Raw genomic sequence first — 15,131 nt, 5'->3', positions numbered from 1 at the left:
TCAAAGCTTGCGCCTCGGCGATTGTAGGATTCTCCATAGTGCGTTCCGCGCTCCAGTCAGAAAAACTGGCTTCGAAAGACAAGCTTTCCAAAGTCAGGGAGACGAACGGAATGAAAAAACCTTCCTCGAAAATTCGCAATGAAATCGCCAAGCTCCAGGAACAACTGAGGCAGGCGGAGACCCGTGAGGCCGAAGGGATTGGCCACCTTGCGCTCAAGGCGGGACTTGGCGAAATCTCGATTGAAGAAATTGCGCTTCTCGCAGCCTTTGAAGACCTCGCGACTGGGTTTCGCCGCGGGAAGTATCCTACGACCGGAAGGAAGAGGGGGAATGGAGACGCCGGTCCATCGACCGCGGTGGTCATCCCTGGCGCGAATCCGGTCAGCAGTGACGAGGCTTGAGCGGATGGCGAAGACGATGACATCCGACGAACGAAAGAAGGATACGCGAGAAAAAATCGAACTCGGCGGCCTGATTGTCAAGGCGGGTTTGCGATACGAAAAGCGCGCCCTCCTGTTAGGGGCATTAGTCGATCTTAGCCGCAAGCTTCATGCGGACGAGGGCGAGCGGGCGCGGTTGATTGCCATCGGAACAGAGCCTTCGGCAATGGCGGCGAATAAGCTTGCCTTCGTATCCGTGCCCGTCGTGCTGATGGTCATGGCGGTCGTCGGCATGAGCGGGATCGAACAATGGCTTGCGGAGTTTGCTAAAACGGAAGCCGCGAGGCTGACGCTCGGACGGATCGGGATCGCCGCGCCCTATGTCGTCTCCGCCACGATCGGCACAGTCCTCCTGTTTACGAGCGCAGGCTCCGCGAACATAAAATACGCGGCCTGGGGAGCCCTTGCCGGAAGCACGGCGACATTGTTGATCGCCGCGATACGGGAGGAAACACGCCTTGCAACAGTTGCTGATCGGGTACCCGCGACCAAGTCCATGACTGCAGCTTTAGGTCAAACAATTTGGCGATATGCTCATCACCGCCAACCGACAAACTCCCAACGCGACCTCAAACGAACTTTCGAACGCCGGGATCGGCAGGAACTCGTAGCGCGAGTGGAAGTTATAGGCGCCGGTAAAGAAGTTCGGCGTCGGAATGCCACGGGCTGAGAGCACGGCCCCATCGGTACCGCCGCGCATCGGGATCAGTTTCCTGTCGATCTGAAGCCCGTCCATGGCGTCGAACAACAGGCGAGCGGCGCGGTCGTCGTGCGCCAGGCTGGTGGCGATGTTTCGATAGGTGTCGGTGACCTGATAGCGAATGTTGCCGGTCGGGTAGGTTGAGCGGACCCGCTCCGCCACCTCGGCGATCCGCCGCTTGCGCTGATTAAAGCCATCGCTGTCGAAGTCGCGGATCAGGCAGGTGAGTGTCGCTTCGCTGTCATGGGCGACGAGATCCTTGAACCAGAAGAAGCCCTGGCGATCGGCGGTGTGTTCGGGCGTGTCGTTGCGGTCGAACTGGGCGATGAAGTCGATCGCCATCGTCAGTGGATTGACGAGGCTGCCCTTGGCCGACATCGGATGGGCGCTGACACCGGTAAAGACGATCTCGGCGGAGGCGGCATTGAAGGTCTCGAGCACCACTTCGCCCAGTTCGCAGCAGTCGATCGTATAGGCAAAGTCGCAAGGAAAGCGGGCGAGATCCAGCGCCTTGGCGCCACGCAAGCCGATCTCCTCGTCGGGCACGAAGGCGACGAACACGTCACCATGTGTCTGCTGGTCGAGCCGAGCAAGCAACGTCATGATAACGGCGATCGCCGCCTTGTTGTCGGCCCCGAGCACGCTGGTGCCGTCACTGACGATCATATCCTCGCCGGTCCAACCGAGGATCTCCGGATGCTCGCCAACGCGCAGCCAGATATCGTCCTTGGCGTTGAGGCAAAGATCCTTGCCGTCGAAACGGAGGATCTGCGGCCGGATGAACGGTGAGAGCCCGACATCGACGGTGTCGAGATGGGCGATAAAGCCGATCGCCGGCGCTTCGGGCCGGTTGCCGCGTTTGACCCCGGTGACGATGGCATGTTCGTCGACGCGGACGTCTGCCAGGCCCAGCACCCGCATCTCATCGGCGATGAGGGCGGCGAGTGCTGCCTGTCCGGGCGAGGAGGGCAGGCAAGTCGCGCGGGCATTGCTTTGGCTCTCGATCGCGGCATAGCGAAAGAAGCGGCTGATCAGTTCCTGGCGAATGTCCATGATGGTCCTCGTGTGGGTGGGCGGGCCGAGATGACTTGGCCCGATTCGGTGTCGGAATGGGCGGAGAACGAGCCACTAGGCCCGGATGATGCCGACGCCGTCCGAGACCTGGATTTCGACGCCGAGCCCGGCCGATTGTTCTTTCAGCCGCCGCAAGATGCGCTCGGCACGGGCCCCGGTTGCAAGATGCGGCGCCAGGCGCCGCTCCAGCACACCATCCAGCAACGCCGCGTCGCCGCCAATGACGACCGGATGCAGTCTGATCTCGACGAGACGGTTGTCGGCGTCGAAGGTTGTCGCCGCCACAACGCTCTCCCAGACCTCCGGCGCCGTCCAGGTCGATTTCTCGGAGCGGACATGGAAGATGAAGTTGCCGAGGCTATAGAAGATCGGCCGACCGCGGTAGATCTCGATCGGCTGCAGCACCGGCGCACCGTGGCTGACGAACAGGGAGGCGCCGGCCTCGATGCAGGCGCGGGCGACAGCACTCACCCAGTCGGGAACCTGATACCAGTCGGACGCCCAATGATGATGGTGCAGATAGGCGACCACCAACGATCCGTCCTGCGCCGCCGCCGTGATCGCAGCAAGATTGCGGGAAAGATCCCTCTCATCGATGGTCACACTGCGGCCGCAGCGCTCCGATCGCCGGAACACGGCGCGGGCAATGGCGACCTCGGTCTCCGGGTCAAGCTCAGGGCGATCGTCCGGCTGGCTGTCATTGGCAAGATCGATCGCGGTGTAACCGACCTGGTCGCGGATCGCTGCCAGTTGCTCGAAGGCGGGACCGTCGACCTCGATCCTCTGGCTAATCCCGAGCCGGTTGACGCCGGGACGGGCCGGGCGATTGGCGTCGCCATTGGCGGCATACATGAAGTCGGGACCGGGGCCGCCGTCCATCGCAACGATGGCAATCGGCCGCCCGGATACCGTCGCACGGCTTGCCCGTGAGGCAGCCGCGTGGTCGCGACCGAGGCCGGCATGAAGGAAGCCGCGCTTCTCGACCTCTTCGAGCGTCGAGAGCACGCCCGAGGGACCGAGATCGAAGGCATGGTTGTTCGACAGCGACAGCGCCTTGAAGCCGATACCCTCCAGAGTGTCGAGCACGACCGGATCGCTGCAGCCGAAGAACGAGCCCTTGAGCGGCCAGCCGCCGTGACGTCCAAGGATCGTGCCTTCGAAGTTGGTGAAGGCGAGATCGGCTTCGCGCAGCAGCGAGCGAACCTTGGCGAATGCCGGAGCGGTGATGTCGCGGATGTCATGTTTGATCAGCGACTGGCCGGTAACGGCGAGGGTGAAGCGGTGTTGCATGGGAGGACTTTCTGGGGCGACACGCGCCAGCCGTTTCGAATATCTGATGGTTCCGGGTTGGATCCGCTCGCTGAGGGTCGACGCACCCCTCAGCATGTGAAGCGCTCTGGCCGGGCGGCAATCAGCGTGCGGGTGTAGGTATTGTCGGAGCGCGAGAAGATGAAGTCCGAGGACCCAAAGTCCTCGACCCGACCGTTCTTGAAGATGTAGACGGCGCTGCACAGTGCCTGGACGATGGCGAGATCATGAGAGATGAACACCATGGTCATATCCCGCTCTGCGATGGTCTCCCTCAGCAGAGTAACGATCTCGGCCTGGGCCGAGACGTCGAGGGCCGAAGTCGGCTCGTCGGCAACAATGATCTGAGGCTCGGCAAGCAGCGCTCGGGCGATACAGACCCGCTGCTTCTGGCCACCAGAGAGCTGATGCGGATGGCGGGACAGCAGGCTGCGGGCAAGGCCGAGCCGATCCATCATCTCAGCCGCGGTGTCAGCCACAGATCGGCCCCTGGAACCCCCACCGGCGCCGAAGCGGATGCTTTCCTCAAGCGTCTCGCCGATGGTCATCCGTGGGTTGAGCGATACCGATGGATCCTGGAAGATCATCTGCACCCGGCCGAGAAGACCACTGCGCCGGCCACTTGAGGCAGCCTCAAAGCTTTTGTCACCGATCACAATCCGACCTTCATGGGCGCTGTCTAGACCGGCAAGGATCCGGCCGAAGGTGGTCTTGCCGCTGCCACTCTCGCCGACGATGCCGGTGATCGTCCCGCGTTGCAGACGAATGCCGACATCACGCAGACCGGAGCTTGACCGTTTCCGGCCAAGGCCCCAATGGAAACCCTGCGGAGAGAACACTTTCGATATGCCTTCGGCAACAAGAAGTGGACGTTCGAGCTTGTCCGCGACACGGGACCAGTCGTCAACGCCACTGTCATCAGCGTGTGCCGTCTTGTCCTCCACCTTCGCTGCCCTTGCAGGAATGCGAAGCCGTGGAACAGCGGCAAGCAGCTTCCTGGTATAGTCGTGGTTCGGCTGATCGAGGATGGTGACCGTGTCATCCGCTTCGACCACCTGGCCCTTCTTCATGACCAGCACCCGGTCGGTAATCTCGGAGATCACCCCCATGTCGTGGGTGACGAGAATGACGGAGACACCGGTATCGTCGACGAGGGTTCTGAGCAATCCGAGCACCTGCTTCTGCACGGTGGCATCGAGTGCCGAGGTCGGCTCGTCGGCGATGATGATGTCGGGAGACCCCGCAAGGGCGATGGCGATGACGATGCGCTGCCGCTGGCCACCGGAGAACTGGTGCGGGTAGTTGCCAAATCGTCGCTCAGGCTCGGGAATGCCGACCCGGGCCAGCAGATCGATGGCGCGGGTGCGGGCCTGACGTCTCGAAAGGGTTGGATCGAGCGCCAGGCAAGTTTCCTCAACCTGCGCGCCAACGCTCATCAGCGGATCGAGCGAGGCGGTATGATCCTGGAAGATTGCCGAGATGCGCTTGCCCCGAAGCGCTTCGCGCTCTCCCGCCGACATCGCCTCCAAGGCCTTGCCGTCGAAGTTGAGCGTTCCCGATGTCTGCTGGAACTCCGGCGCAAGCAGCCCGAGGATGGCGTTGCCGACGGTCGACTTGCCAGCACCGGACTCGCCAATGATGCCAAGGATCTCGCCGCGGCGGAGCTCGAAGCTGACGTCGCTCAGGATCGTCGTCGGGCCGAGCCTGGACAGATGGCGAAGGCCAAGGTTCTCGACCCGCAACAATGGCGGCGACGCGGGCACCAGCGGCGAGGAAGGCAACGGAGGCGAGGAGGGCTGCAGGGCGGCGTTCACTTGGTTCAATGTCATCGCGTCTGGTTCCTTGGATCGAGGCTGCGGCGAACGTCCTCGCCGACAAGATTGATGGAAGCGATCAGGCCGAAGAGCGCGAGGCCTGGAAACAGGCTGATCCAGTATTGGCCGGTCATCAGGTACTGGAAGCCGTTGGCAACGGCGGCGCCGAGCGAAGGCTTGTCGATCGGAACGCCCAAGCCCAGGAAGGACAGCGTCGCCTCCAACGCCACGGCATGACCGACCTCGATCGGGATCAGAGTGATCGCCGGCGCGATGCTGTTGGGCAGCAGGTGACGGAAGAGGATCCTTGACGTCGGCAGCCGCATCAGCCGGGCCGCATCCATGTAGGGCTTCTTGACTTCGCTCAGCGCGACGCCACGAGCGATCCGCGCATAGGTCGCCCATTGGGCGATGATCAGCGCCAGGATGATCCGGTCGATGCCCGGTCCAAGCGTGACGATGGCAATCAACGCAATCAGGATGGTCGGCAGGCTGAGCTGCAGGTCGACGAGCCGCATGATGACGACATCGACCCATTTGCCGAAGTAGGCAGCACTGACCCCGGCGGTGAGCCCGATCAGGGCGGCAAGCGCGGAGCTGACGATCGACACGACCAGGCTGATGCGCAGGCCATAGAGGATGGTGCTGACAATATCGCGGCCAAGCCCGTCAGTTCCAAGCAGATAGAGATAGCCACCGCTACCCAGTGTTCCGGGCGGCGACGATGCCTCCCAGCCAAAGATCTGCAGCGGATCATAGGGGTTCTGAGGTGCGATCAGCGGTGCGGCGATGGCAACGAGGACGTAGCTGACGAGCAGTACTTTGGACACGGTCATGACCGGTCCGTGTCGGCGCTTCTTAAGTGCGCTCAGGATTTGGGCTTTCATGACGGTCTCCTTCAGGAAGACAGGCGCACGCGCGGATCGAGCACGGCATAGAAAAGATCGACGAGGGCGTTGAGCACGACGAAGGCGACGGCGATGAAGGTGAGCGTCACCATCACCACCGGGCGGTCGAGCAGCTGGATGGAGTCGATCAGAAGCTTGCCGACGCCCGGCCACGAGAAGATCGATTCCACCACCACGGCAAAGGCGAGCATGCCGCCGAACTGCAGGCCGATGATCGTCACGATCGGCACGCTGATGTTCGGCAGCGTGTGGCGCATCAGGATCCGTCGTGACGACAGCCCCTTGGCGCGGCAGAAGCGAGTGAAGTCCTGGCTCTCGACCTCTATCGTGCCGGAGCGCGACAGCCGCGCGATCAACGCGATGTTGGGAATGGCGAGCGCCAGTGCCGGCAGCACCAGGTGCCACAATCCGTTGGCGGTGAGCCAGCTCCAGTCCTCACCGAGGATACGCACCGTTGCCCCCCGGCCACCGGAGGGAAACCAGCCGGTGAGGATGGCGCCGACGAGGATCAGCATCATTGCCAGCCAGAATGAGGGAATGCTGAGCGCCGAGACGCTAACGTTCAGCAGCGTCCGGTCGAACAGCGTGCCGCTGCGGCGACCGGCGAGAAGACCGAGCCCGGTACCGAGCGGGGCTGCGATCAGCATGGCGATCGAGGCCAGCTCAAGTGTCGCCGGCAGTTTGCTCATCACCAGCGTAAAGGCCGGCTGATGGTAGATGTAGGAGGTGCCGAAGTTGCCGCTGACGACATTGCCGATGAACACCAGGTACTGCCGCCAGATCGGCTGGTCGAGACCGAGCGCGATGGTTGCCGCCTGAATGTCCTCGGGCGTGGCGGTTTCGATGTTGACGACGTTGAAGACCGGATTGCCGACGGTGTGGATGCCGATAAAGCCGATCAACGACATGGCGATGAGCAGCAGGAAGGCCTGTGACAGCCTTCCGAGTGCGACCGAGATCATATCCATTCAAGCTTACTCCGTTGCAGCGATCGTCTGCATCGCCGTCGTCCAGCCGCGCGGATGCATGACGTAGGCGCCGATGCGCGGGCCGTAACCGACGATATGGTGGAAGTGGTAGAGCGGGATGATTGGCTGGTCGGCCATCACCAGCTCGGTTGCCGAACTCAATGCGGCATTCCGTTCCGGACCGACCGCAATGCTCTCGGCCTTGGCCAGCATCTCGTCGAATGCGGGGTTCTGGTACTTGCCGAAGTTCAGCGCTCCGGTTCCGCGTTCGGGGTTCGGCGAGGCGAGCAGGGCGCGAAGGATGATGTGGACGGCCTCGCCGGAGGTGCCGCCATACCAGATGGCATAGTCGCCGGCAGCGCGTTTGGTGTTGAACACCGAGAACGGGGCTGCCGATGGTTGGGCATTGATACCGATCCGGGCCCAGCTTTGGGCGATTGCCTGCAGGCTCTCGGCGTCGCCGGGATAACGGCCGGCCGGACCGGCAAGCACCAGATTGAACCCGTCAGGATGTCCGGCCTTGGCAAGCAGCGCCTTGGCCTGCTCATAGTCCGGCGCCTCGGGCAGCAACTTGGCCGACGTGCCCGGCAGGCCGGTCGGAAACACCTGCGATGCGGCGGTGCCATAACCGGCGAGGATCTTGTCGACGAGAATACCGCGATCGGTTGCCAGCGCCAGCGCACGGCGGACGAGCGGGTTCTTGAACGGGTTGGCGATCGGCGCTCCCGCCTTGTCGGTCACACCGGGCAAGGTGTCGCGGGCCACATCGAACTGCACGAAGTTGATGCGGGCGGCACCGACGCTTGCAATCCAGGCGCCGCGCTGCTTCAAGGCATCGACATCGCGGGCGGGAATGGCGTCGGCGACATCGACCTCACCGGTGCTGAGCGCCGCCACACGGGCAGCCGGGCTCTCGATCACCCGGAACCCGACCTTCAGCCAGGCGGGCTTGCCGCCCCAATAGGCGTCGTTGCGGCTCAACCTCAGGCTTTCGCCGGAGCTCCAGCTTTCGAACCGGTAGGGTCCGGTACCAACCGGCGGCGTTCCGGAATTAAGCGCCTCTGTCGTCTCAAAACCATCCACCGGCTTGTTCATCAGGAAGATCGAGGAGAAGGTGAGTGGCAAGTTAGGAGCGGCACCGTTGGTCTCAATGACCACCGTCAACGGATCGATTGCCGAGACCGCCTTGATGCCGCTCAGCGCGGCGCGAAAGCCGCCGCTCGGGGGCTTCAGGAAATCCCGGATGCGTTCGATCGAATAGACGACGTCCTCGGCATCGAAGACGGAGCCGTCATGGAAGCGCACGCCGTCGCGTAGCTTGAACTCCCATCGCGTGTCGGAGAGCGCGCGCCAGGAGGTGGCAAGCCCGGGCTTCAGCTCGAGGCCCTCATCCTGATACACCAGCCGCTCATAGATGTGGGAGAGCAACGAGGTGTTCTCGTTGAGGTTGGCGTAGTGCGGATCAAGCGTCATCAGCTTGTAGGACGTGGCGATGCGCAGCTCGCCCTGCTCCTGGGCGCGGGCCGGCGTCGACATCAACGACGCGCCGAGCGCGACGGACAGCAGAAACGCCGTCAGCCGGCGGGGGCGAAAGGGGCTTCCCAGTTTCATGTGTTGTTCCTTCTTGTTTTTGACAGAGTCAAGGGTTCGCCCCGGAGAGGCTCCGGCGCGGGGAAAATCAACCGATTGTTTGAGCCCAGGCGGGCGTGGCGTGCTCAGCTATTCGGCAACGCGGCTTCGCGTTCGCGCACGGCGAGCCGACGGGGCGGCGCGCCAGCCGCATCGATCGCGAGGAGGTCCGCCATCACCCCGCGGATTTGCGGCCACGGCTCATCGGGATTGGTGGGTGAGGGCTGCGAGCGGCTGAGAATAGCGTGCAGTTTGGCGGTCACACCGGCGGCCGACTGCGCCGGCGTGTCCCACAGAGCCTTCGCCGCTTCTTCCTCGGCAATCGCAGCGCGATCCTCGGCTTCGAGCGCTTCGCTGTGGTCGGGATCGCGTTCAACCGGGCCGTCTGCCGCCTTGAATAGGCGTGCCTCGATCCGCTGCTGCTGCGCGTTTGATTCGCTCAAAAGTTGCCAGGCGCTACACCACTCCTGCCAAACAGCGACCGCCGGATCATCGCCAGAAAGGCGAAACCCTGGATTCTGATGGGCTGCAACCTCAGGATATGTGGGAAAACACGCCACCACGCGAGAATGAAATTCTCCTCGGGTGACCGTAGACAAAGTTCTGGTATTGTCGGAATCAGCCATGATCCGAGCTCCCTAAAGCTTGGTTGTGGTCAGGCTGCATTCGGTGTTCCCGCACCGGATGTAGCCGTCAGTTCCCTTGATACCCACCATTCGAGGCGAACTGGCGTTTCAAGTAACGTCTAGGTAGCACACGAGTCCGACTTGATCAATTCGAAATCACATGATGATAATGAAATCACGGGCGCGCAAATACGCGCCGCTCGTGCGCTGCTGCGTTGGAGCGCAAAAGAGCTTGCAAAGGCCGCTGCTATCGGAGTCGCCACCGTAAGCCGCGCAGAAGTAGAAGACGGAGTCACCTCTTTAACAAGCGCAAACTTGAAGGCCATCCAACAGGCTTTAGAAGCGGCCGGCATTGAGTTCATTCCTGAAAACGGCGGAGGGGCTGGAGTCCGGTTCAAGCGGTAACGGACACGAGCTGTCACTAGTGGATCGTACTCGGCTCGCTCATTCAAAAGCCTACCTTGCCACACCCCGAAATGAGCGTACGATTCCTGAACGGGTTACCGTGCCGTAGAAGTTGCCACTGCGGATTGCGCGTCGGTGGCCCGCCATAACCTAACTGAGCCTCTGGCCGTAAAAGGACGAGGCTCCTCTCTGGCGCATTTGCAAATCCGACCTCATGCGAAGCGACACCTTGATTTGGCGAAGATCACCGAGCCGGGGCGTTAAGAGCGCCTCAAAGCCGCTGCCGTGAAAGTCGCGATGCGTCGCGACATATCTCGAGGATATCTTCTTTCCGCATACTGCGAATTGCCGCACAGACTTTGCACTGAACGATCAGTCTCGTCTCCATGTCAGAGAAAGACAACCGTTCGCGTGCGTTGCACTGCAGACACGTAATCTCGAAACTGTTGGAGCAATCCACGGCTGCCTCCGTGCTCACCTCACAACCATCTTATCACGGAAAGGGGCGAGAGCAAAAATGAACGCGCTTCTGCAGGAACACCGTCAAAATGTGATTGAGGCGCCCTCAAGACATGCAGCATGACCTCAAGGAAGAAGGAAACCCAGCACTTGTGCAGGATTTTTCGGTTTTCCCTTGATGATAGTCTCCCACCGTCAGTATCAAAGCGGAGGCAAATATGCGCAACACGTTCTCTACATTCGACATGGATGCGATCAAACGATCACACGAAGAGTGGTGCCGTGCGCACGGGATCAAACCCGACAGCCCGGCCGCAGCGGAAAAGGCTTTGCAAATGCTCGCATCCTACAAACCAGAAGCCGGGCAGCCCGGTCGAGAGGGTAGGGGCTGATATTCCAGCCCTCTCTCTTCGCCACTGGCGCCCAAAATCCGAGGCCAACCAAATTGCCAGCAGGTTGCGACAAAGAAAGCGCCCGAAGGCGACAACGGGATCCGGAAACATGTGTTGCAAAAATTGGGCTCCGCCGGAGAAAGGGTAATCCTCGGAGCCCTGCTAATAACCCGGCATCATGGATCATCAGCATTCTGCCAACCGCCAATTTCGAAAGAGGTTCCCAAAAACGATTGAACAAACCTACGTCGAAGAGCTCATTCCTTGAAACCGGTATATTCCGACACCGGGTCCATAAGGCGGTGCCAAGCGCTGCACCATGATGAGTTCATCGTGCATCCTGTCAAGACCGAGGAAGCCGTTCGGGATACGCCCAACCGCAATGAAGCCGTGGCGCTCATAGAAGCGGATGGCTGGCGAATTTTCGGCATTTACGGCGAGTTCAAGCTGAAGGACTCCGTGTGCCAAGGCGTGCTCGGTCACACCGTCCAACAGCTTTGCGGCAACGCCGGTCCCGCGACTGCTTTTGCGGACATAGACGCTGACAAGCTTGGCGCGATGGGCCATTTTCCTGGCATACTCTACCCTGAGCCCCATCATGCCAACAGGCTGCCCATTGAGCAGGGCGACAAACACTGGCTGATGAAGATGTTGGCGCCATTGACGATCGGAGAGGTGAACCCAGTCTGCAAACACGCTCGCATATGAAAGAGGTTCGTGTGAAAGAGCTTCCAGACGGATTCGTCGAAACATATCTACGTCCTTGACGGACAGACGTCGCACGACCGCTCCATCGCTACTCGGCATACCGACCTCCTGTGAGACGCGTTACACCCGTCAAACAATCTCGCTCGCGTCTTTGCGCACTCATAGCCCGGCCCACCGCCACTCGGCCGATCTTGCGCTGACAAGCCCATTGGCTATTTGGTTAGACAGGTCGCCCCAGAGTGGATCTCTGGTAAAGCTTGCGAGATCGCCGGCCGATTGCGCTAGGGACACCTCCGCGTATTGGGAAAGCGGGTTCGCGGCACCGCCCAAAGACTCGAGCTCGCCAAACGGGTCGTCGCCAACAGGTTTCAAAACGCGGTGGCCCCAAAGCCCTGGCAAACCATCCCTTCGCAGCTCGGCCAAAATCTGTGCCTCGCGCGACCGCTCGAACCCAAGGGCAGCAAGGTAGCGCATAAGGGGATAGTAAATGACCTGGCGACATCCTCCCAGAACCCGCACCCCCGGCAGAATCGAGGTCACCAGGAAAACCGTATAAAGGCTTGGTATCAGTACGCGCCGGCGAAGCGCGTCAGCGATAGCTTCCACCTGGAACTTAACTTCAAAGTTCGACGTGTTCTTCGCCCTGAGCACGTTATCGCTGAGGTGAAGGGGAACGATTCTACCGTTCTCCATGCCCCAGAAGAAATCCGTCGTTCGCCGGACCCACCCCTTGAAAGAGCCTGTGTTCAGCCGATCCATTGCGGTTAGGATGCTCCCGGCCATTTCGCCGTTTCCGATGAACTCGATCGACATCCAGGATGATGCGTCGTCAAGATGTTCCGCAACCAAATCGGCGATGTCGAAGTCATCAAGCTGAAGCAGCTTGACCGAGGTGGGAAACTTTCGGCGCCACAGGACCTGATTTGCCTCTCTGATCGCGTCTGCAGCAGACGCAAATTCCCCTGGAGGAAGCTCCGCAAGAAGTTTGGCGGCAGGACTGTTTGGCGCCAGTTCTCCGCTGGCGCTCGAAAGAGCGAAGCGATAGGGCCCGGCCGTCCCGCAAATGCTGAATGAATCCATCCGGCTGCGGGGCAGGCCAAAGACGTTCAACGGCTCATCTCCCACCCAGAGCCAGCCGGGACCCTTCTTTGCACGTTCAGCGAAGCTCACGGTCGAGGCATGGTACGCGATGTACCATTCGTGCCGGTGAGTTGTGAGCCCCAAGAGACTGAACAAGTGAGTGTAAAACCCGTCCGGTTCGGTCAGCAACAGGCAATGGGGCCCAGTCTGAAGCACCGGTGCCGCCATTAATTGTCGACTAGCGCCTCGGCCTTCCTCGACGCTGTAACCGGATCTCTTTGCCGCCCGCTCGACACATCTGCAGAGCAGTTCCATGGCCTGATGACGTACGGAGCTCTCAGTCTGAAATTTCTCGATCTCGTAAACTGCCGACGCATAGGCCTTAAGCGGCCGTTTCCAAAAGGCGCCAAGCTGCGGCATGACTTCACACAGAGTACGCCGCACGTCATTTGCATCTGCCAAGCGTGTATTCATCTCACGAGACCACGCGCCGTGGGGCGAGTGACACCATCGTCTTAGCACTTCGCCAGATAAGATCAGGCGCCAATGGCTCTGCGTCGGTATCGATGATTACAACCGGCAAACGTTGGTAGCAGTAACGGGGCGGAATTGCCGGCTTCACCATCAATGAGATCAGCTCCAGTATGGCCGTCCGTGAGTTAGACGAAACGATAGTGTAGAAGTTTCCGCTGTTCCAGGTCAGCACCGAATAGCGAAAAAACGTCCTAAGAGCGGTAACCGTCGAGACCAAGTCGACCTGGAGACCCGTCATCGTGTCGAGGACCTCTTCCTTCTTCTTGGAAATGTCCCCGGTCGAAAAGAAGCGGGCTTTGAAGATGTCATCTTTTTGGCGCTCGCGTTCCTCGTAGATCTCGCGATCCTCATGTGCGAGCTTTTGAACTTGCACCAGGACACCACCCGGACGGATGCGCGGAACGACAAACTCCAACTGCTTTATGCGATCACGATCGTACATTTGGAACGTCGTGTCCTCCAGGAGGAGGTCAAATCCGTTTCGAAATGGAAGAAGATCCGGAACTGTCGCGTATCTTTCGTCGGTGAGCTCGAAGAACGGCCCATGGAAAAACTGGGCATGTTCGCTTCCGCGGTTTGCATCGAAAGATACCCGGTTGGCGGCCGTCGGGCTGCAACAAAGCGCCTCTATGCGACCATTGCCAAGCGTTGCGAGAGTGCGTGCTAGACATCCTGTCCCCGTGCCGAGCGTGTATATGGTCGTCGCTGCACCGCTACGAGCCCAAGCCCTTAAGGCAAAGGAAAGGATCGCCGCTCCCAGGCGGTTTTCTTCTTCCAGCCTGTAGGGAATGCTGGCGAAATAGTGACTATCAAAGCGTCCCCAAAGGCGTCGATGCGTGTCCGAAAAGACCGCGGCCTCGAGATCAAAGTCGAGCAGGCTCAAATCAAGTTTCGGTTCAGCAAGGTCAGGTGCTCCGGCCGCGCCGCTTGCCGTTCGTTCAAAAAACGCCGCAAACGACGTAAGCCTGGGCGCCTTGCGCCAATGTTCGATCGTTGCGCGATCCACCATCGCCTTCTCCATCATAGGGCGGACAGAATTTCACCTTTTGATTGCGTCGCTGCCGCCGGTGAGTTTTCTGGCTGCCATTTGTGACCCAGGCGAAGCGACAGCCAATCTATCGAAATGAACAGGCTAATCTTTGCGGGAGATCCGGCTGAAGGCCTCGGAATCCTGACAAGCCTTAGACCGTGATCAGCTCTAGGAAGCTTGCCTTGGCGACAGCGTGGTGGCTCGTAACAGCGCCAAGCTTGAACCTTGCGGAGCGAAGATACAACCTGACGGAGCTTTCCGAGATCCCCAAGTCGGCTGCTATCTGTTTGGAGATCCGCCCCATCGCGAGTAACTGCAGACATTGTCTTTCCCTCCGAGACAGCCTGCGAATTCGGTCTCGCTCACGCAAACCGATAGCGTGAAACACCGTCTCATGGACATGATGCGAAAGGATCTGCAACTCGTGAATGCTTGAATCGCGTATCCGCGACCATTCCCGCCTGGGGAGCTTCGATGTCACGGAAAAGAGGCAGCGCTCGCCATGCGGTCCCCGGATCGGCATCGTCAAGCCTTGTGATCCAATCCCGTGGGCACGGGCGTTCTTAAACAAGCGGGAGGCCGATCCTGACGCCTGATCGAGGGAAGACCAGTCTACCGGAAGAAAGCCCCACCGCACGACATCAATCACCGGATCGATGTCGAAGTAGCCGCTGTCGATATAGACCGCGGTCCATGCATCGGGATAGGTCGTGCAGTAATAGGGGTAAGGACCCAAACCGTCTCCGCTGCTGACCACGAGGAACGTCATATGGTCTAAACCGTACTGAAGACAAAGCTCGCCCAGAGCCGGGTAAAGGTCTTCGCGACGCTGCGCCGATCGAAGCGTCCTCAGAGACAACGACAATCTGCGATGGTTGACTATGGGTGGTGAGCTTCGGTCGTCTGCCATTTCGTTCCGCACTTTGGATCGGACTCTCGATCCTAACGGCTGCACTCCGGAAGCGAAATTGTAGGAAGTACCAAGGTGCGATCCGCAAGAGCCCAGCCTCGGCAGCTGATCGACCAACCTTTCTGCCCGGATCCGCGACCCGAGCC

General features: G+C 60.5%; 14 protein-coding genes and 1 pseudogene. 4 read left to right on the top strand and 11 right to left on the bottom strand.

Going from position 1 to position 15,131, the window contains the following annotated elements; all coding sequences use genetic code 11:
- Nucleotides 1–110: 110 nt before the first annotated feature.
- Together traC and traD are read left to right on the top strand one after the other, a co-directional pair.
- Nucleotides 111–401, top strand: coding sequence for a conjugal transfer protein TraC (gene traC, locus LAC81_RS37720; protein WP_223730659.1), 291 nt, complete (start codon nucleotides 111–113; stop codon nucleotides 399–401).
- Nucleotides 402–405: 4 nt separating this feature from the next.
- Nucleotides 406–620, top strand: a pseudogene (traD, locus tag LAC81_RS37715) (type IV conjugative transfer system coupling protein TraD).
- Nucleotides 621–948: 328 nt separating this feature from the next.
- Here traD and pepT read toward each other — a convergent pair.
- From pepT to LAC81_RS37680, 7 genes are all read right to left on the bottom strand, one after another.
- On the bottom strand, nucleotides 949–2,193 hold the full coding sequence (gene pepT, locus LAC81_RS37710; protein ID WP_223730658.1) for a peptidase T: 1,245 nt from the start codon (nucleotides 2,191–2,193) through the stop codon (nucleotides 949–951).
- Between the two features lie 75 nt (nucleotides 2,194–2,268).
- Nucleotides 2,269–3,504, bottom strand: coding sequence for a CapA family protein (locus LAC81_RS37705; protein WP_223730657.1), 1,236 nt, complete (start codon nucleotides 3,502–3,504; stop codon nucleotides 2,269–2,271).
- 89 nt (nucleotides 3,505–3,593) lie between these two features.
- Nucleotides 3,594–5,351 carry a dipeptide ABC transporter ATP-binding protein gene (locus LAC81_RS37700; protein ID WP_223730656.1) on the bottom strand — a complete coding sequence of 586 codons (1,758 nt, stop codon included), beginning with the start codon at nucleotides 5,349–5,351 and terminating at the stop codon, nucleotides 3,594–3,596.
- Entirely contained in the window at nucleotides 5,348–6,223 is an 876-nt protein-coding gene (locus LAC81_RS37695) for an ABC transporter permease (protein ID WP_223730655.1), read from the bottom strand. The genes LAC81_RS37700 and LAC81_RS37695 overlap by 4 nt, the downstream gene beginning before the upstream one ends.
- Before the next feature lie 11 nt (nucleotides 6,224–6,234).
- A complete protein-coding gene (locus LAC81_RS37690) occupies nucleotides 6,235–7,212 on the bottom strand; it encodes an ABC transporter permease (RefSeq protein WP_223730654.1) in 978 nt (325 codons plus the stop codon).
- A gap of 6 nt (nucleotides 7,213–7,218) precedes the next feature.
- Nucleotides 7,219–8,823: an ABC transporter substrate-binding protein gene (locus LAC81_RS37685; protein WP_223730653.1), complete on the bottom strand. Its 1,605-nt coding sequence runs from the start codon at nucleotides 8,821–8,823 to the stop codon at nucleotides 7,219–7,221.
- Nucleotides 8,824–8,927: 104 nt separating this feature from the next.
- The gene (locus tag LAC81_RS37680) at nucleotides 8,928–9,467 is read right to left on the bottom strand and encodes a hypothetical protein (RefSeq protein ID WP_223730652.1); all 540 of its coding nucleotides are present in this window, start codon (nucleotides 9,465–9,467) and stop codon (nucleotides 8,928–8,930) included.
- A gap of 141 nt (nucleotides 9,468–9,608) precedes the next feature.
- Between LAC81_RS37680 and LAC81_RS37675 the strand changes: the two genes are divergently transcribed.
- Nucleotides 9,609–9,872, top strand: a complete 264-nt coding sequence (locus LAC81_RS37675) for a helix-turn-helix domain-containing protein (RefSeq protein WP_223730651.1) — start codon at nucleotides 9,609–9,611, stop codon at nucleotides 9,870–9,872.
- A 677-nt stretch (nucleotides 9,873–10,549) separates the two neighbouring features.
- The gene (locus tag LAC81_RS37670; RefSeq protein ID WP_223730650.1) at nucleotides 10,550–10,723 is read left to right on the top strand and encodes a hypothetical protein; all 174 of its coding nucleotides are present in this window, start codon (nucleotides 10,550–10,552) and stop codon (nucleotides 10,721–10,723) included.
- Nucleotides 10,724–10,966: 243 nt separating this feature from the next.
- Here the strand turns inward: LAC81_RS37670 and LAC81_RS37665 are convergent, their stop codons facing one another.
- The 4 genes from LAC81_RS37665 to LAC81_RS37650 form a co-directional block, all read right to left on the bottom strand.
- Complete coding sequence (locus LAC81_RS37665; protein ID WP_223730649.1) at nucleotides 10,967–11,530, bottom strand: GNAT family N-acetyltransferase; 564 nt, start codon at nucleotides 11,528–11,530, stop codon at nucleotides 10,967–10,969.
- A 60-nt stretch (nucleotides 11,531–11,590) separates the two neighbouring features.
- A complete protein-coding gene (locus tag LAC81_RS37660) occupies nucleotides 11,591–12,826 on the bottom strand; it encodes a hypothetical protein (protein WP_223731073.1) in 1,236 nt (411 codons plus the stop codon).
- Between the two features lie 160 nt (nucleotides 12,827–12,986).
- A complete protein-coding gene (locus LAC81_RS37655; RefSeq protein ID WP_223730648.1) occupies nucleotides 12,987–14,054 on the bottom strand; it encodes a class I SAM-dependent methyltransferase in 1,068 nt (355 codons plus the stop codon).
- Between the two features lie 172 nt (nucleotides 14,055–14,226).
- Nucleotides 14,227–14,958 carry a LuxR family transcriptional regulator gene (locus LAC81_RS37650; RefSeq protein WP_328717971.1) on the bottom strand — a complete coding sequence of 244 codons (732 nt, stop codon included), beginning with the start codon at nucleotides 14,956–14,958 and terminating at the stop codon, nucleotides 14,227–14,229.
- Between the last annotated feature and the right edge of the window lie 173 nt (nucleotides 14,959–15,131).

Origin of the sequence: Ensifer adhaerens (assembly GCF_020035535.1) — a bacterium.
Classification (GTDB): Bacteria; Pseudomonadota; Alphaproteobacteria; order Rhizobiales; family Rhizobiaceae; genus Ensifer.
Note: the sequence above shows the minus strand (reverse complement) of the source record. Positions and strands in the feature narration are given on the sequence as shown.